Source organism: Burkholderia sp. Bp9140, assembly GCF_003853425.1.
Taxonomy (GTDB): domain Bacteria; phylum Pseudomonadota; class Gammaproteobacteria; order Burkholderiales; family Burkholderiaceae; genus Burkholderia.
The window spans coordinates 145,426-163,103 of sequence record NZ_QTPQ01000007.1; the positions used below are offsets into that span (position 1 = coordinate 145,426).

The 17,678-nt window shown below is 67.4% G+C and carries 15 protein-coding genes and 1 pseudogene; 6 read left to right on the plus strand and 10 right to left on the minus strand.

The features are described 5' to 3' along the window. Nucleotides 1-63 precede the first annotated feature (63 nt). The 4 genes and pseudogenes from DIE21_RS08475 to DIE21_RS08490 all read left to right on the plus strand — a co-directional run bounded on the left by DIE21_RS08475 (nucleotide 64) and on the right by DIE21_RS08490 (nucleotide 3,873). Nucleotides 64-803, plus strand: a pseudogene (locus DIE21_RS08475) (zinc ribbon domain-containing protein). A 460-nt stretch (nucleotides 804-1,263) separates the two neighbouring features. Further along, on the plus strand, nucleotides 1,264-2,685 hold the full coding sequence (locus DIE21_RS08480) for a cytochrome ubiquinol oxidase subunit I (RefSeq protein WP_124497273.1): 1,422 nt from the start codon (nucleotides 1,264-1,266) through the stop codon (nucleotides 2,683-2,685). A gap of 29 nt (nucleotides 2,686-2,714) precedes the next feature. Beyond that, nucleotides 2,715-3,722, plus strand: coding sequence for a cytochrome d ubiquinol oxidase subunit II (gene cydB, locus DIE21_RS08485; RefSeq protein WP_124497274.1), 1,008 nt, complete (start codon nucleotides 2,715-2,717; stop codon nucleotides 3,720-3,722). Further along, nucleotides 3,694-3,873, plus strand: coding sequence for a hypothetical protein (locus DIE21_RS08490; RefSeq protein ID WP_124497275.1), 180 nt, complete (start codon nucleotides 3,694-3,696; stop codon nucleotides 3,871-3,873). Before cydB ends, DIE21_RS08490 begins: the two co-directional genes overlap by 29 nt. Before the next feature lie 93 nt (nucleotides 3,874-3,966). On the opposite strand, the gene DIE21_RS08495 is transcribed toward DIE21_RS08490, so the two are convergent. The 8 genes from DIE21_RS08495 to DIE21_RS08530 form a co-directional block, all read right to left on the minus strand. Continuing rightward, the gene (locus DIE21_RS08495; protein WP_124497276.1) at nucleotides 3,967-4,254 is read right to left on the minus strand and encodes a helix-turn-helix domain-containing protein; all 288 of its coding nucleotides are present in this window, start codon (nucleotides 4,252-4,254) and stop codon (nucleotides 3,967-3,969) included. Nucleotides 4,255-4,269: 15 nt separating this feature from the next. Further along, nucleotides 4,270-5,577: a type II toxin-antitoxin system HipA family toxin gene (locus DIE21_RS08500; RefSeq protein ID WP_124497277.1), complete on the minus strand. Its 1,308-nt coding sequence runs from the start codon at nucleotides 5,575-5,577 to the stop codon at nucleotides 4,270-4,272. A gap of 103 nt (nucleotides 5,578-5,680) precedes the next feature. After that, nucleotides 5,681-5,875: a YqaE/Pmp3 family membrane protein gene (locus DIE21_RS08505; RefSeq protein WP_014900862.1), complete on the minus strand. Its 195-nt coding sequence runs from the start codon at nucleotides 5,873-5,875 to the stop codon at nucleotides 5,681-5,683. 129 nt (nucleotides 5,876-6,004) lie between these two features. Continuing rightward, nucleotides 6,005-6,460 (minus strand): TIGR00725 family protein, encoded by a 456-nt coding sequence (locus tag DIE21_RS08510; protein ID WP_124497314.1) that lies wholly within the window; start codon nucleotides 6,458-6,460, stop codon nucleotides 6,005-6,007. Between the two features lie 70 nt (nucleotides 6,461-6,530). Beyond that, nucleotides 6,531-7,361, minus strand: coding sequence for an ABC transporter permease (locus DIE21_RS08515; protein WP_124497278.1), 831 nt, complete (start codon nucleotides 7,359-7,361; stop codon nucleotides 6,531-6,533). Between the two features lie 10 nt (nucleotides 7,362-7,371). Further along, nucleotides 7,372-8,460 carry an extracellular solute-binding protein gene (locus DIE21_RS08520; protein WP_124497279.1) on the minus strand — a complete coding sequence of 363 codons (1,089 nt, stop codon included), beginning with the start codon at nucleotides 8,458-8,460 and terminating at the stop codon, nucleotides 7,372-7,374. A gap of 26 nt (nucleotides 8,461-8,486) precedes the next feature. Further along, complete coding sequence (locus DIE21_RS08525) at nucleotides 8,487-9,530, minus strand: ABC transporter ATP-binding protein (RefSeq protein WP_124497280.1); 1,044 nt, start codon at nucleotides 9,528-9,530, stop codon at nucleotides 8,487-8,489. 7 nt (nucleotides 9,531-9,537) lie between these two features. After that, entirely contained in the window at nucleotides 9,538-10,389 is an 852-nt protein-coding gene (locus tag DIE21_RS08530; RefSeq protein WP_124497281.1) for an ABC transporter permease, read from the minus strand. 161 nt (nucleotides 10,390-10,550) lie between these two features. Here DIE21_RS08530 and DIE21_RS08535 point away from each other — a divergent pair, with 161 nt between their 5' ends. Continuing rightward, complete coding sequence (locus DIE21_RS08535; protein WP_124497282.1) at nucleotides 10,551-11,447, plus strand: LysR substrate-binding domain-containing protein; 897 nt, start codon at nucleotides 10,551-10,553, stop codon at nucleotides 11,445-11,447. A 91-nt stretch (nucleotides 11,448-11,538) separates the two neighbouring features. Here the strand turns inward: DIE21_RS08535 and DIE21_RS08540 are convergent, their stop codons facing one another. Continuing rightward, nucleotides 11,539-13,215 carry an alkaline phosphatase family protein gene (locus DIE21_RS08540; RefSeq protein WP_124497283.1) on the minus strand — a complete coding sequence of 559 codons (1,677 nt, stop codon included), beginning with the start codon at nucleotides 13,213-13,215 and terminating at the stop codon, nucleotides 11,539-11,541. Between the two features lie 302 nt (nucleotides 13,216-13,517). Here DIE21_RS08540 and DIE21_RS08550 point away from each other — a divergent pair, with 302 nt between their 5' ends. Continuing rightward, entirely contained in the window at nucleotides 13,518-13,739 is a 222-nt protein-coding gene (locus DIE21_RS08550) for a hypothetical protein (RefSeq protein WP_124497284.1), read from the plus strand. Between the two features lie 59 nt (nucleotides 13,740-13,798). On the opposite strand, the gene DIE21_RS08555 is transcribed toward DIE21_RS08550, so the two are convergent. Beyond that, nucleotides 13,799-17,617, minus strand: a complete 3,819-nt coding sequence (locus tag DIE21_RS08555) for a DUF748 domain-containing protein (RefSeq protein WP_124497285.1) — start codon at nucleotides 17,615-17,617, stop codon at nucleotides 13,799-13,801. Nucleotides 17,618-17,678: the final 61 nt, after the last annotated feature.

Sequence of the window (17,678 nt, forward strand, 5' to 3'; positions counted from 1 at the left end):
GATGGCGGGAAGGAAAGGAGTGCTGTCGACAGGCAGCTTCTTCCACGGGTTAGGATCACCGGCATGATTCTTGTCTACCGCTACCGGGTGAGGTCGCTCAACGGACTGCTTTGCAAGCAGAGCCGTGCGGTGAACTATGTCTGGAACTTTTGCAACGATACGCAGAAGCACGCGCTCAAGTGGAGCAAGAAGTGGCCGACGGGATTCGATCTGAACATGCTGACGACGGGAGCAGCAAGGCGCTCGGTATCCACTCCGGCACGATCAACGCGACATGCGAGCAATACGCGAAGTCGCGCAGTCAGCACCGTCGGCCTTACCTGCGCTATCGCGGCAGGAAATCGCTGGGCTGGGTGCCGCTGAAGGGCCGAGACCTGAAGCGCGAGGGCGACGCGTTTCGCTTCGCCAGCAACACTTTCCGCGTGTTCAACAGCCGCCCGCTTCCTGAAGGCAAGATCAAGGACGGCACCAACTTTGCGCAGGATGCGCGCGGCCATTGGTTCTTGAACATCGTGATCGAGATACCCGATATTCAGGCCCGACCGATCCGTTCCGGTGTCGGAATCGATCTCGGCGCTGATCACTTTACCCGGCACGACACGAGCAAAACTATCCAGCGCTTGCTGAAGCGCTTGAACGACCTCGGTTGCGAGGTTCAACCCGTTCTCGCTCCATAAGCGTTTCTTGCTAGAGAGTGGGTCTGTAGTGACTGTGGTGTCGTGCATGATCGCGACGTCAATGCTGCTTTGAACATTCTCCGATGCGGACGTGCATCGCCAGGTGTGGGAATCCTCCGCCTTTAGGCGGAGGAGGACGTCAACTTCGTGCCCTGAGTAAACGCGGACCGGAACCGATGTGCCCGGCCCTGACGAAACGAGACTCAGAGTGTACGCAATTCGCGCAGCGCCTGCCGGTGGCCGGATGCGCGCCGCGGCGACCCGACGTCGGCCCGACCGGACGCCGGGCGACACCGCGGCGTGCGCCGACCTCGTTGCGCCGGCCGCATCGTTCGAATGATGCGACGCGCCATATTGCCGCACGTGCGGCAGGCCGCCACGCCGCAGCCGCATGCGGCGCGAGCCGCGTTCTTGATACGAATCAACGATTTATCCCGAAATGGCGCGCGGCGGACTGGACATCTGCGACGAGTTGGCACATTTCGCGGCGCAACATCGCGATCCATACTCCCGCCAACCCCGACGCCCCACCGGCCGGGGTCCGCCGGCACCCGCCGGCGGGTATCGTCAGCCTCGGTCAACTCGTATGAACTCCGCATTTTCGGCCCTCGATCTGGCCCGCCTGCAATTCGCGTTCACCGTCTCCTTTCACATCGTCTTCCCGGCGCTGAGCATCGGCCTCGCCAGCTTCATCGCCGTGCTCGAATATCGCTGGCTGAAGACCGGCAAGCCGTACTACAAGACACTCTGCCTGTTCTGGTCGAAGATCTTCGCGGTCGCGTTCGGGATGGGCGTCGTCTCCGGCGTCGTGATGAGCTATCAGTTCGGCACCAACTGGTCGGGCTTCTCGAGCTTCGCCGGCGCCGTCACCGGCCCGCTGCTGATGTACGAGGTGATGACCGCGTTCTTTCTCGAAGCCGGCTTCCTCGGCATCATGCTGTTCGGCTGGAATCGCGTCAGCCCGCGCGCGCACTTCGGCGCGACGCTGATGGTCGCGATCGGCACGCTGATCTCGACGTTCTGGATCCTCGCGTCGAACAGCTGGATGCAGACGCCGCAGGGCTTCGAGATCGTCGACGGCCGCGTCGTGCCAACCAACTGGTTCGCGATCATCTTCAACCCGTCGTTCCCGTACCGCCTGTTCCACATGGCGATCGCCGCGTTCATCGTCGCCGCGCTGGTCGTCGCCGCGACGGGCGCATGGCACCTGCTGAAGGGCCGCCGCGACAAGGGCGTGAAGAAGATGTTCTCGATGGCGCTGTGGCTGCTGCTGGTGCTCGCGCCGCTGCAGGCCGTGATCGGCGACCAGCACGGCATCAACACGCTGAAGCACCAGCCCGCGAAGATCGCCGCGATCGAAGGGCTGTGGGAAACCGAGAAGGGCGGCACCCCGCTCAACCTGTTCGGCATTCCGGACATGCAGGCCGAAACGACCCGCTACGCGGTGAAGGTGCCGCACCTCGGCAGCCTGATCCTCACGCACAGCTGGGACGGCGAGATCCGCGGGCTGAAGGACTTCCCGCCGGAAGACCGCCCGAACTCGACGGTCGTGTTCTGGAGCTTCCGGATCATGGTCGGCCTCGGCTTCGCGATGATCGGCCTCGCCGCGCTCGCGTGGTTCCTTCGCCGCCGCGGCAGCCTGTATGAATCGAAGTGGTTCCAGCGCTTCGCGCTCGTGATGGGCCCGACCGGCTTCGTGTCGCTGCTCGCGGGCTGGGTGACGACCGAAGCGGGCCGCCAGCCGTGGGTCGTGTATGGCGTGATGCGCACCGCGCAGGCCGTGTCGCCGCTGTCGGTGCAGCAGGTCAGCCTGTCGATGATGACGTTCGTGATCGTGTATTTCCTCGTGTTCGGCACCGGCGTGTACTACATGCTGAAGCTGATGAAGGCCGGCCCCGCGCTGCCCGACGTCAGGCACGACGCGCAACACGACACGCCCGACACACGCCCCGATCACACCGCGCGCCGCCCGATGTCCGCCGTCGACGACCTGATCGAGACCGTCTGAGCCCACCCATTTCGCAAACGAGAAAACCTATGGACGTCACCGTAATCTGGGCCGCGATCATCGCATTGGGGCTCTTCATGTACGTCGTGCTCGACGGCTTCGACCTCGGCATCGGCATCGTCTTCCCGTTCTTCCCGGACGAGAAGGAACGCGACCTGATGATGAACACCGTCGCGCCCGTGTGGGACGGCAACGAGACGTGGCTCGTGCTCGGCGGCGCCGGGCTGTTCGCGGTGTTCCCGATCGTCTATTCGACGGTATTGTCGGCACTGTACCTGCCGCTGATCTTCATGCTGGTGTGCCTGATCTTCCGCGGCGTGTCGTTCGAGATCCGCGCGAAGGCGCGGCGCACGAAGCAGCTGTGGGATCTCGCGTTCATCGGCGGTTCGGCCGGCGCGACGCTGTTCCAGGGGATCGCGCTCGGCGCGTTCCTGCAGGGCATCAACGTGAAGGACGGCGTGTTCGCGGGCGACGCATTCGACTGGCTCACGCCGTTCAGCCTGCTGACGGGCCTCGGCCTGATCGTGACCTATGCGCTGCTCGGCTGCTGCTGGCTCGTCGCGAAGACGGAAGGCGACCTGCAGCGCCGCCTGCATCGCGTCGTGTGGCCGCTGACGGTCGTGCTGCTCGGCTTCATCGCCGTCGTCAGCCTGTGGACGCCGCTGCAGGATCCGGCCATCGCGCAGCGCTGGTTCGATTCGGGGCTGTTCTGGCGCCTGCTGCCGGTGCCGTTCCTGGTGGCCGGGTGCGCGGTGTGGATGCGTCGCGCGGTGCGCGACCGCCACGACATGACGCCGTTCATGCTCGCGCTGGCGCTCGTGCTGCTCGGCTACGTCGGCCTGCTCGTCACGATGTTCCCGTACGCGATCCCGCAGACCATGACGATCTGGGAAGCGGCGGCGCCGCGTTCGAGCCAGACCTTCACGCTGGTCGGCGCAGCGGTTATCCTGCCGATCATCATCGCCTACACGACGATGGGTTACTGGATATTCCGAGGCAAGGTGCGCCATGAAGACCAGCATTACTACCACCACTGATTCCGCCGCTCGCCAGCCCGACGCGCCGCGGCCGCGGATGCGCGGCTGGATGTGGTTCGTCATCCTGTGGGCAGGCGGCGTGCTCGGCGCCGTCACGCTCGGCTATGCGTTCAAGATCTTCATGAACCTGACGCTGTTTGCGGTGAAGTAGGCCGGGCGACTCACCGGCCCCCCCCCTCTCCGGACGCATCGCGCATCTGTCGATCGACCGACGGATGCGCCGCTCCCGCCACCACGGCAGGCGTTATTGCGGCGCGCGCCGCACGACGCCGAGCTTCAATCCCAGCATGCCGAATATGCGGTTCATCGTCTGGACGGTTCCGTCGCTGCGACCCTGTTCGATATCCTGAATCGTCTTCGTCGATACGCCGGCGAGCTTGGCCATTTCGGCGCTCGTCAGCCGCATCGTCTTCTTCAGATGACGCACCGACTCGTGCAACGGCCATTCCGGATGCGCAAGAACGTCGTCGATCGCCTGGCGCCGCAGCGCGAGCTGTTCGGGAAGCGACATCGCGTTGTAGCGTTTGTCCATGGTGTCGCGTCCTCGCTAACGCAGCCTGTCGAGCTCGCGAGCAAGCCGCTCGAGACCGGGTTTCAGAAAGGCATGCACGTCGTGTTCCAGACCGAGATCGACACCGTGATCGGCGATGACCTGCAAATGCGGCGCCATTGCGCGCAGACGCGTCTGCAACGCGTGACGGTCCAGCGCAACGTGCGTCTCCCCCGCCTGCGGTTCGCTTGACCGGACAACAGTGTCGAGCACCCGCGCCCAGTCAGGCCGGCCATCGTCATTTCCTTCCCAGCGAATGCGGCGCGCAATGCCGTCCGGATGAAGATACATCGGCGCGAAATCGTATAGCGGCGTCAAGGCGATGCGTCCGTCGAAGTCTCGTTGCAGTGCCGTGTTTCGCGCATGATTGTCCTTGTTGCCAAGCGCAAGGTTCGCCACATCGCGACACAGATACTCGGCCACCTCGGTCTGGGGATCCGTGCATCGACGCACGAGATGACGACACACCTCGTCGTGACTCGGCACGACGCCGAAGCCTGCGTTGCCGGTCAACGAAGCGATGCTTTCCTGCCCGAACCGAACGACGCTCCCGCCGCTGCGCGCGCGATCGAACCGCGGGATGAACAACGACCGATCCCGCAGCATCAGTGACGCATGCACGCGCAAGCCAAGACGCTGAGCCAATGCCATGTATGGCGCTTCGTGCCGCAGGATCCGGGCAAGACGTTCGTTCGTGCCACGTCCGAACTTGACGATGTAATGCTCGACCGCGCGCTCGTCGGGCAGCGTGTGATCGAGATAGAGCAGCCCGTCGTCGGCGCGCGTCAGCAACAGCTTCGGCCATTCGCCCTGCACCCCTGCGACGAAAAATCCGTGTTCGGCGAGATATTCGCTGAATGCGTCGCCGCGTGCAGCAACATCGTCGTCCGTAAATCCTTGCTGCGGCCCTCCGCGCTCGGCGAGCCACTGCGCGGCTTCCTTGACCCGCAAATTGCCGATCGAGTTTCCGGCACCCGCGAGCAGCAACGTCCAGTCGGCGCGCTCCTCGGCCGTTTCGGGGAGTTCGAGGTGGCGCAACAGTTCCTGGCGCCCGAACCCTTGCGGCAGCAAATCGATCAGGAACACCGGCCAATGAGGCGTGACCAGCGGCTCGAGGTCGACCGGAAAGGTGCACGACATCGCGCGCGCGTCGCGGGCGAACTGATGACGCACGATCCATTCGACGTCGTAGCCCGTAAAGGCGCGACCACGCCATCCTTCGTCCGGTTCGCCGAACAGGGTGACGCCGCCGACGTCATGCCAGATTCCGTCGGCGTGAAGCTGGATCGTGCAGGAAGCCGTCATTTTGGTAGAAATCTATGCAAATTAATCCACTGAGTTTCAGTGAATTATATAAATTTCTGCCGAAATGAAAATCACGCCGTGGAGTCGGCGTGGTGAGCCCCGCCTACCGCCGCTCGCGCAGCGCCGCCTCGATCTTGCGATCGGTCTTGTACTGGCTCAGCGCATACACCGACCAGATCGCGGCAGGCAGCCAGCCGATGATCGTGAGCTGGAGGATCAGGCAGATGATGCCGGCGATCGGGCGGCCGATCGTGAAGAACTGGAACCACGGCAACAGCAGGGCAAGCAAAAGGCGCATCGGGAATCCTCTGGAGGCGTCGTTGAACGGTCGTGCGCAGCCAATATGGCGGGTCGCGCGCTCCGTTTCAAGCCCGGCTCCGCCACGTGCGTGCGGACACGGCCGGCCTTCGATCGCGCGGGACGCGGCCTACGCCGATTCGGCGAGCCACCGCGCGACCCGTGCGACGAGCGGATCCGCTTCGTCGAAGCACTCGACGCCCGCCACCTGCGGCGCGTCGCAAATCGTGAACACCGGCTTGCCCCATTGCAGCCCGAGCGCGATCTCGGACAGCGTGCCGAGCCCGCCGCCCACCGCGATCAGGCACAGCGACGCGCGCGCGATCAGCGCGTTGCGCGTGATGCCGAGCCCGGTCGGCAGCGCGACGCTCAGATACGGATTCGCGTGCGTTGCATCGTCTTCCGGCAACAGCCCGATCACGCACCCGCCGGCCGCCTGCGCGCCGCGCGCGGCCGCCTCCATCACGCCCTGCTTGCCGCCGCCGACGATGGCGACGCCCGTCGCCGCGAGCGCCTGTGCGACCCGCTCCGCGACCCGCATCTGCTCGCCGGTCGCGTCACGCGGGCCGATCAAACCGACCGGCATGCGATGCCGCCGTGCGCCGCGCTGCCGCTGCGCGAGTTGCGCGAGCGCGTCGCGCGCCGCTTCCGACCACTCAATGACGTCGTTGCCGAACAAGGCCTTCCCCCAATGCAAGAACGCAGGTGCAGATCGCCGTCAGCACGATCGACAGCACGGCCGCCTGCGAGAAATCGGTTTGCCCGTCCGACAGCTTCAGATACATCAGCAGCGGCAGGATATTGATCTGCGTGCCGGCCAGCGCGAGCGCCGTGCCGTAGGTGCCGAGCGCGATCGCCGTGACGAGGCACCATGCGGACGCGACCGACGGCCACAGTTCGCGCCACGCGACGTCGAGCCACGCGCGCCACGGCCGCGCGCCGAGCGTCAGCGCCGCCTCGAGCGGCCGCCGGTCGAGATTCGCGAGCGCCGGATAGATCATCAGCGCGACCCGCGGAATCAGGTAATACGCATAGGCGACCGCCAGCCCCGGCATCGTGTAGATCGCGCCGCCGAGCACGTTCGGGTCCGCGCCCAGCGACGCCGCCAGCGTCGTGACGAAGCCGGCGCGGCCGAACGCGAGGATGAAGCCGTACGCGATCACCAGCCCGGAGAACGCGAGCGGCACGCCGAGCAGCGCGAGCGTCCAGTGGCGACGGGCGGGCGACTGCCCGGCCAGCGCGAACGCGACCGGCACGCCCACGCCGACCGACAGCGTGCCGGCGCCGACCGCCAGCGCCAGCGACCGCGCGATCGCATCGGCGACGAGCGGGTCGCGCAGCACCGCGCCGAATGCGCGGCCGCCGTCCGTGAACGCCGAGCCGACGAGCGCGGCGAGCGGCAGCACGAAGCACACCGCCAGCAAACCCGCCGCCGGGGCCGCGCCGAAGCGGCGCAGCGCGCCGCGTTCCGCGAGGGAGGTCTGCATCGCGCGCCCCTTAGTTGCCGAGCGTCGCCTGCGACCAGAGCTGGTCGACCTCGGCCTTGCGCGTCGCCGCCTTCGCCACGTCGAGCGGGCGCACCTGCGGCGCCTTCGGCAGCTTCGCCGCGACGTCCGGCGCGACCGGCGTGCCGGGCACGGCCGGCCGCACGAAGCCCTGCGCGAACAGCGCCTGCCCGACGTCGCTCATCACCAGGTTGAGCCAGAGCTGCGCGGCGGACGGGTTCGGTCCGTTCTTCACGAGGCTCATCGCATACGGCGCCGACACGCTGCCGTCCTGCGGAATCACGACGTCGGCCGCATCGCCCATGCCGTCGACGTATTTCGCCTTCAGGCCGTCGTTCTCATAGCCGATCAGGATCGGAATCTCGCCCTTCACGAACTTCGCATACGGCGTCGTGCCCTCGACGCGCAGCACGTTGCCAGCGCTCTTCAGCTTGCCGAAGAATTCCGCGCCCGGTTTCGGATTCTCGACGCTGCCGCCATTCGCATACGCGGCCGCGAACACGGCGACCTGCCCCTGCCCGGTCGAACGCGGGTCGAGATAGACCACGGTGTTGCGATATTCCGGCTTCAGCAGGTCGGACCAGCGCTGCGGCACGTTCTTCACGAGCTTGCGGTTGACGAGGAACGCGATGTTCAGCGAGTGCACCGCGAACCAGCGGCCGTCCGTCGAGCGGAACACGTTGGGCAGCTTGTCGAAGTTGACCGGCTTGAACGGCGCGACGACGTCCTTGCTCTCGGCATCGAGCGCCGACGCGGCGAAGTAGTACGCGGTATCGGCCTGCGGACGGCGGCGCGACTTGTCGAGCGCGACCACGGTCGCGGCCGAGCCGATGTCGTTGTAGGTGAGCTCGACCTTCGGATAGCGCTTGCGGAACTCGGCGAACAGCGCCTTCCAGTTCGCCCATTCGGGGCCCGTGTCGAACGACACGACGAGCCCTTCGTCGGCGGCCTTCGCATACAGCGCGTCCTCGCCCGGATACAGCGGCGCGGCATGCGCCGGCGCGGCAGCCAGCGCCGCGAGCGCGCACAGCGCCAGCACGCCGGCACGCAGGGTCTTCACAAGGGGTTGGCCTGCAAGCATCGGAAATCTCCGTTGAATGAAAGGGGTCACTGCGCGGCCGGCGAAGCCGGCAGCACGAGCAGATGGCGCGGCTCGATCGCGATGCGGCGCGTAGCCGGCAAGCGGCCTTCGCACAGCAGCGGGTCGGCCGAGCCGGCGGGAATGAAGTCGTAACGTTGCGTCGCGCCGAAGTAGCGCACGTCGCCCGGGCTGCCGTCGATGCGGTTCACACCGTGCTCCGGCGGATCGGCCTCGACGTGCTCGGGCCGCACCAGCACCTCGATCGCGTCGCCCGGCCGGTGCGCGCCGGTCTCCACGCGCAGCGTCGCGAACCGCACGTCGACCGTGTCGTGCGCGATCACGCGACCGCGCAGCAGCGTCGAATGCCCGACGAAGCGCGCGACCTGCGCGGAAGCCGGACGCTCGTACAGGTCGCGCGGGGTGCCCACCTGCAGCACGCGTCCGCCGTCGACGATCGCGACGCGGTCGGCCATGCTCAGCGCCTCGTCCTGGTCGTGCGTGACGAGCAGCGTCGTCGCGCCGCACGCGCGCTGCAGCGCGCGAATCTCGTCGCGCAGCTGATGGCGGATGCCGGCGTCGAGCGCCGCGAGCGGCTCGTCGAGCAGCAGCAGCTTCGGTTCGATCACGAGCGCGCGCGCCAGCGCGACGCGCTGCTGCTGCCCGCCGGACAGCATCGCGATGCCGCGCTCCGCATGCGCCGACAAGCCGACGCGCTCGAGCATCTCGTGCGCGCGCCGCCGCCTGGCATCGGCCGCGACGCCGCGCATCCTCAGCCCGTACGCGACGTTGTCGGCCACCGACAGGTTCGGAAACAGCGCGTAGTGCTGGAACACCATGCCCACCTCGCGCCGCCACACGGGCACGCCCGCCATGTCGTCGCCGCCGATTGCGATGCGGCCGCTGCCGCCGTCGAGCAGGCCGGCCGCGAGCCGCAGCAGCGTGGACTTGCCGGACCCGCTGCGGCCCATCACCGCGAGCAGTTCGCCTTGCGCGGCGGCCAGCGTGACGTCGTCGACGCCGTGACGCGCGCCCGGATACTGGAAACTGACGTGTTCGAATTCGAGACTCATGACGGACTCATTTCATACGTTGCACGGTGCCGACCGACACGAGCGTCGCGAGCACGGCGAGGACGAGCAGCACGACGGTGGCCGCGCACGCCATCCCCGACGCGCCGTAGAACGCCTGCAGCAGCACGATCGGATAGTTGCGGTAGCGAAAGCCGGCGATCAGGTTCGAGATCTGGAATTCGCCGATCGACAGCGCGGCCACCATCACGAGCCCGGAAAACAGGCTGTGCCGCAGGTTCGGCAGCACGATCGTGAAGAACTGGCGCAGCGGCGTCGCGCCGAGCGTCGCCGCGCAGGCCTCGAGGCGCGCGAGGCCCAGGTGGCGCAGATCGCTGAGCAGGGTCTGCAGCAGGTAGGGCAGCGTCAGCACCGCGTGCGCCGCGATCATCAGCGGCAGCGTGCCGAGCCACGGCAGCGTGTCGCCGCTGAAGATCGCGATGTAGCCGAAGCCGAGCGTCAGCGCGGGCACGGCCACCGGCATCAGCATCATGATGCGCGTCGCCATGCCGCGCCCGGCCTGTGCGCGGTGATGCAGCGCATAGGCAAGCGGCAGGCCGATCACCGCGTTGAGCGCGCAGCACGCCAGCGCCACCGTCAGGCTCACGCCGAAGGCGCGGGTGAAGCTGCGGTTCGCGGCCAGGTCGGCGAACCAGTGCCCGGTGAAGCCGGTGGGCAGCAGCGTGTTCGTCCACGACTGGCCCACCGAACCGACCAGCAGCAGCACGATCGGCAGCAGCAGGTAGAGCCCGAATACCGCGACAAGCGCCTGCAGCAACAGCCGGCCGATGCGCGGGCCCGCCGGTTTGTTACGACGAATCGGAACACCATCGGCCAGTGCCGGGGCGGTGGACGCAGGCATGGAAACACTCGCGGGAAAGAGACAAACACACCGCGCAACGCCCGCCGGGCGGGGCTGTCACGCGTTTTCGGAATGGCGGCAGTGTGCGGCGTCGACATGGCATCGTCATGAAAAAAACGTACAAAGCCCGCATCGATCTGTGCGCAGAAGGAATAGCCGCGATGAAGCACCTGTATCCGAACGTCGCGGAACTGCACGCGTTCGCGAGTTCCGCGAAGTACCTGAACTTCTCCTACGCGGCCCGGGAACTGGGGCTGACGCCCAGCGCGGTCAGCCGGCAGATCGCGAATCTCGAGGCACTGTTCGGCGTGAAGCTGTTCGTGCGCGAGGGCCGCAGCCTCGTGCTCACGCGCGCCGGGCAGGTGTACCACGCACGCGTCGTCGGCCCGCTGCGCGAAATCGGCAACGCGTCGATCGAACTGCTGAGCGCACGCGAGAACAGCGACCTGCTGACGATCGCGAGCGTGCCGACGTTTACGACCAAGTGGCTCGTGCCGCGGCTCACACGCTTCCTGGCGGTCGCGCCGAGCGTCACGCTGAGCTTTCGCCGCCATCTCGCGCACGGCGACATCTTCCCGTTCGGGCTCGACGCGGCGATCCGCTACGGCGACGGCACATGGGAAGGCGTGTGCAGCGATTACCTGGACGGTCGGACCTTCGTGCCGGTCTGCTCGCACGAATTCGCGGAGCGGCATGCGCTGCGCACGCCCGCCGACACCGTGAAGGCGCCGCGCCTCGTGCACGAGCAGGCGGAAATCGCGTGGTCCGCGTGGGCGGAACGCCATCGCGCCACGCAGATGAATGCGCTCGCCGGGCCGCGCTTCGAACAGTATTCGGTACTGATCCAGGCCGCGCAGGCGGGGCTCGGGCTCGCGCTCGTGCCGCGCTTCCTGATCGCGGACAATCTCGCGGCCGGCACGCTCGTCGAGCCGTTCGACGCGCCCGTCGACGTCGACGCGCAGGGGCACTACCTGTGCTACGCGCCGGAGCGCCTCGAAACGAGCGAGGCGTTGCGGCACTTCAGGGAATGGATGCTGGACGAATGCGCGCCGGCGTGAGCCGGCCCGCCATCGTCATGAAGCGGGGCGCACCGCCGCGCGTCCCGTGTGTGCCGGACACCGCCCCGGCGGCGGCACCCGGCAGGCGTCGTCAGCGCTCGATACCGAGCCCCGGCAGCACGCGCGTGTTCTCGGCCACCACCGCATGCAGCAGGCGCGGGTTCGCGCCGAGCAGCCCGAGGATCGTCGGTGCGACCTGCTTCGTACCGACCGTGTCGGTCACCGTGCGTGCGCGATGCAGGCCCGGATACGACACGAGCAAGCCGAGGTGGCTGTCGTCCGGCGCGTTGCCGCCGTGCTCCTCGTCCTTCTTCGTGCTCGACGTGTAGATCACGCCCGGATTCGGCTGGACGATGATGTCCGGCGTGCGGCCGTTGGCCGGATCGCCGAAGCGCTCGGCGAGCGCCGCGCCGTACAGGATGTAGGCCTGCGCACCGTCCGCGCAGATCCCCGGCGCGTTGCAGCCCAGGTTCGCCTTCAGCGTCTCCACGACGGCCGTGCGCTGATTGCGGTCGCGCAGCCAGATCAGGCCGACGTCGTCGGTCTGCACGAGGCCCGTGCCGACCAGGCCCGAACCGTCGTTCGGGTTGCCCGTCGTCGTGTTGTTCTGGCCGAAGTTGCCGTTCGGGTCGAGATAGTTGTTCGCTTCGAGCAGCTTGGTCAGCGTGTCGCCGTTCTTCACGAGCTTCGTGTGATCGGTCGGCGATTGACCATGCTTCGCCGTGACGATCACCGCCGTCGACGAATACAGGTTCGCCTGCTTCAGCGCCGCGACGACATGGCCGATCGAGTTGTCGACATACGTGATCGCGTTCGCGACCTGTCCGTTCGGCGTGAAGTTCGCATCCAGGTAGCCGCCGCCCTTCGTTACCAGCGCCTTCTGCGCGACGCTCAGCGTCTGGAAGTTCGCGCCGAACAGCGTCGGCACCGGTGCGCTCTTCGTGCCCGTCGAATCGCGGCCGTTGATCTGGTTGATCAGCGCCTGCACGTGCAGGTTGTCGAATTGCGCGGTATGCGAATACACGTCCGTATAGTTCGTGTTCGTCGCCGGGTCGATCGAGTTGATCTCGGTGCGCATCAGATCGTCGACGCCGGTGCCCGACGGGCCGTTCAGCCAGTCGTAGCCCCACGCGTGCTTGTCGGCCCACGCGGTATGCGCGTTCGGCACGCCGGCCTTGACGGCCTCGAACACCGTGTTGGTCTTCACGTAGTTGTGCGGGTACACCGGCACGCACTGGCCGTCGACCTTCGCGTGCGGAATCGCCTGCGGGTTGAATGCGCCGCCGCCGTCGAGGTGCACGAGCGCGCCGCCGTTCTGCGCATCGATGCCGGTCGTCTCGTCGAACACCACGTTCCAGCCCTGCTTGCCCGTGCAGGTCGTGTCGCCCGGCGCGTACAGGTTGCGGTCGTACGACACGTCGTAGAACAGGCCGGCCGTCTTCGGCGAGCCGCCCGTCACGAGCGCCGCGAGGCCCGGGAACGAGTCCGACAGGCCGGGCGTGTACGCATTCGTGTACGTCACGCCGCTCTTCGCCAGCACCGCGATGTTCGGGCACGTGTTCGCGCCGATGCAGCGCGCGAGATCCTGCTCGTGCAGGCCGTCGACGCTGATCAGCAGCACGTGCTTCACGACGCGGTTCGCGCGGCCGTGATCCTCGCCCTGACTGTTGCCGTTCTGTTGCGCCGCGTGCGCACCCGCGCTTGCGAGCGCCAGCGCGCCCGCCACCATCGCCACCCACTTCCGCTGCTTACCAAGGAAAGACCTCATCACCCCACCTCATCGATTGACGTTGAACTGCGTGACTTGCCATCAGGCGCGCAAAATATCGCCGCGCCGTGGGGCGCTCGCATGAAGCGGGGCTTTCTGTTCTCTATCAAACGTAACCAATCGCAAGTGACATGAAGCGGTCGCAAAGCCAGGCGAACCGGCGCACGAAGCGACGCGTGCGCCCGGCGTCCGCACCGGGCCGGTGCACGGTGCGCGCCCTCGCCCGCCGCGCGATTTTTTTTCGGGTTGGCGCTCGACTATTGGCGTGTGATAAAGGGTTTTCCCTGACCCGGAGCACGAGTATGTCGACCCTGGAAGCTCTCCGGTTCGTGCTGGACGATGCACGCACCCCCGAAATCATTCGCCACCACGTCGTCGACGCGCTGCAGTACGCGGTGCGCAACTACGGGCCGGTATTCACCACGAAGGAAGTCGAATGGCTGACGCAGTGGGACGACGCGCGTCTGCCGCTGGCCGCGAGGAAGGAGCTGGACAAGCGCGAACCGGCGATCGCCGCGCGCTGAAGGAAAAAGCCGCCGCGCCCGGCTGGTGCGGACGCGGCGGCCGAGGATGACGCAACGGCTTACTGCAGGCCGAAGTCGACGCGCGTCGTCGCGCCCTTGTCCTCGATGCCCTTCGCATCGAGCTTCGGCGCCACGACGAACATGCGGCTCGAATCGATCTTGCCGTCGAGATACTGGCGCACGGCCTGCGCGCGCTGCTGCGCGAGCGTGCGCAGCGCGTTGTCGTCGGCCGGCGCGTGATCGGCGAGCGCCTTCTTCATGTCCGCATCGGGCAGCGACTTCTGCAGGCCGATCAGGTTGCGCGGCTTCTTGAAGTCGGCGGCCTTGTACGCACGCGCCAGGTACTTGCCGTACTCGGCCGGATCGACCTTCACCGACATCGGATCGATGCTCTCGCCCTGCCCGACCACGTCCTTCAGCTTCTGCTGGCGAACCAGCCGATCGACGTACGCGTCGCGCAGCCCCGGCGTGTCCTTCGCCGGATCGACGCGGCCGATCAGGTCGAGCCGGATCGACGGCTTCTCGGTCAGCATCTTCACGACGGTGTCGAGCTTCTTCTGCTGCGCATCGTCCAGCTGGTACGAGCCCGGCGCGAACTCGACGTAGCCGAGCTCCTCGCCGCCGCTGCCGCCGAACGCATTCGCGAGCAGCGTGAACGGCGACGTGACGGCCTTCGCGATCAGGTTCAGCACCGCGCGCCAGATCAGCCCGCCGATGCTGAACTCCGGGTTCGACAGCGAGCCCGACACCGGCAGGTTCACGTCGATCTGGCCGCGCGTGTTCTTCAGGAGCGAGATCGCGAGTTTCACCGGCAGCTTGGTCGCCGTGTCGTTGTCGACGTGATCGCCGAACGTGAGCTGGTCGATGAAGATGTGATTGTTGGCCGACAGCTGGTCGTTCGCGAGCTGGTAGTGCAGGTCGACGTTGAGCTTGCCCTTCGTGATCGGGTAGCCGGCGTACTTCGCCGAGTACGGCGTCAGGTTGGTCAGCTCGATGTCGTGCGCGGTCGCCGTCAGGTCCAGCGCCGGCTTCTCGATCAGCGGGTTCACCGAGCCCTTGATCGAGATCGGCCCGTTGCCCGCGAGGTTCGCGGCGACGTCGACCGGCGCGGACGTCGTCGAGTCCGTGCCGAACGCGCCGACCGTCCCCTTGATCGCGACCAGGTTCGCCGTGTAGTTCGGCTTGATGAAGTTGTCGGTGTAGGTCACGCGGCCGTTCTGCAGCACCAGCTGGCCGAAATGCATGCGCACCGGATTCTGCGGCGGCGGCGCGGCCTTCACGACGACCGTCGCCGATGCGGCGGCCGGCGCGGACGCCTGCTGCACCGCCGCGGCCGATGCGGCCGATGCGGCGGCCGGCGGCGTCACGCCCGGCGACAGCGGCACGGGTTCGCTCTTGCTCGCGTCGCGCGTCAGCGACTGCGCGGGGCCCGTCTCCTTCGCGACGACGTCCTTCAGGTTCAGACGCCCTTGCGCGTCGAGCAGCACGCGGCCGTAGAAGTTCGAGAACGTCACGACCGCGGCGTCGACGTCGGTGCCCTTCTCGTCGTAGTTCACCTTCAGGTTCGACAGCGCGAGCGAGCGCCAGCCGGCAAACGGGTCGGACGTCGCCTTGTCGAGCATCCGCACGTCGACCAGCGCGACATCGCCGCGATAGGTCGCACGCGGCGTGTCCTTCACCTGCGCGAACGTCAGGTTGCCTTGCGCGTTGAGCAGTGCGCTCGCGATGGTCGCGTTCAGCGCGCTGCCGAAGTACGGCTCGAACGCGGCCGCGTCGAGGCGGTTGCCGTTGATCTTCAGGCCGAGCTTCAGCGGCTGCGCGGTCACGTCGCCCGACACGTTCAGCGATCCCTTGCGGTTCAGCGTCGCCTTCAGCTGCACCGGCAGCGGCTTCGTCATGTCGTCGCTGATCTTCTGCACCGACAGGTCGAGCGGCTTGATCGCGAGCTTCACCGGGCGCGGCGTCGACAGGTCCGTGAAGTTCGCGGACGAGTCCTTCACGTTCAGCGCGTCGATCCGGTAATGCCACGACGGCGCGGCCGCCTCGGCCTTGCGCGCGACCGTGCGCCTGGGCACCGCCGCCTGCGCGGGTTCGACCAGCGTCGCGAGGTCGACCTTGCCGTCCTTCAGGCGGTTCACGTCGAGCGCGAGCCCGGTCGCGTCGACGCTCGCGATCTCCGCGGTGCGCGCGGCGACGTCGACCTTCGAAATCTTCGCGCTCGCGTCGGGCAGCACGATCGCGGGCGCCTTCGCGTCCGGCGTCGCGAGCTTCAGCGACTTCAGGCTCACCGTGCTGTCGGCGACCTGCGCGTCGAGCGGCGTCTTGCCCCAGTCGGCCTTCGCGTTGACGCTCGCGCCGAGCGTGCCGTCGAGCACGCGCGCACGGGTCGCCTCGCCGAGATACGGCTGCAGCGCCGGCAGCGCGAGCGCGTCGACCGTCAGCTTCGTGTCGGCCTGCTTCGCCGCCAGGCTGAACGCGCCTTCGGCCTTCACGTCGCCGCCGCGCGACAGCGACGTCGACAGCGTGTACTTCGCGGGCGTCCTGCCCTGCAGCGTGAAGCCGTCGAGCGTCGCGGCGAGCTTCGTGAGCGACATCGCGGTCGGCGTCGCCGGCACGCGGTCGTCGACGTTGATCGTGCCGCCGTCGATCGCGAAATGACGGATCGTCAGGTCGAGCGGCGGCGCCTTCTTCGCGGCGGCATCGGCCTTCGCGCCGCTCGCGGCGGCAGCGGCGCTCGCGGCGGTCGCGGCCACGGTCGATGCGGCGGCGCCCGACGCAGCCGGCTCGCCCGCGTCAGCCTTCGGCGCGGCAGCCGGCTGGCCGGCGAGCTTCTCGACGTTCAGCACGCCCTGCTTGTCGCGCGACAGGTCGACGACCGGCTGGTCGAGCCGGATCTCGTCGAAATGCAGCACGTTGCGCAGCGGCTCGAGGCCGGCGGCCGCGACGTGCACGCCGCGCGCGGCGAACAGCGGCTCGGCGGCCCGGCCGGTGACCTTCGCGTCGTTCAGGTCGACGGTGCCCGACACGCGCAGCGCGGGCGTGTCGCCGCTCATCACGAAGTTCAGCGTGAGGTCGCTGCTCAGGAGGCCGCTCGTGACGATCACCGGCAGCTTCGCCGGCGCGTACGAAATCAGCTTCGGCACGTCGAGCCGGTCGAACTTCAGCGCGACTTCCGACTCGCGCGACTGCGCGAACGGCTTCGTCTTGCCGTCGATCGCGACCGGGCTGCCGTCGACCCGCGCGCGCAGCTTCGGCTGCACGAAGATGTCGGTCTTCGACGGCAGCGTCGCGATGAACGGAATGCCGAGCGTCCAGTTGTCGATCACGTGCTTTTCGTTCAGCAGGCGGTCGTCGAAGTCGATCCGGCCGTCGTTGACCTGGATGTTCGATACGGAGAAATGCGTCGGCTTGCTTTCGGGCTTCGACGGTGTCGAGAACTTCTCGATCAGGTCGGTGAAGTTGAAGCGCTGCGCGTCGTAGCGGACGACATGGAAGCGCGGCGAGTCGACGCGCACTTCGTTGACGATCGGCGCGCCACGGAACAGCGACGACCACGACGGCCGCACGACGAGCTTGCCGATGTCGATGAAGTCGCCCTGGCCGCCGCGCTCGCCGACGTGCACGCCGTCGGCCTCGAGGTTCAGCGTGTACGGGTTCAGCGCGATGCGCTGGACCGTGGACGGCCGGCCGAGCTGCTGGCTCAGCTGCTGTTCGGCGACGTGGCGGATCAGCGGCGGCGCCGCGAAGAACCCGAGCAGTCCGAACAAAACGAGGAAGATCAGCACGCCGAGGCCGATACGCCGGGTCCGGCGCGAGCGCGCGATGCCGCCAAGGGCATGGAGGGTCGAGGGTACGGTTTCTTTGTCTGCGCTTGCCATGCTTGAATGCCTCGGGATTGGATGCCGGGCCGCACCGGAAAACCGGCACGGCCGTGCACGC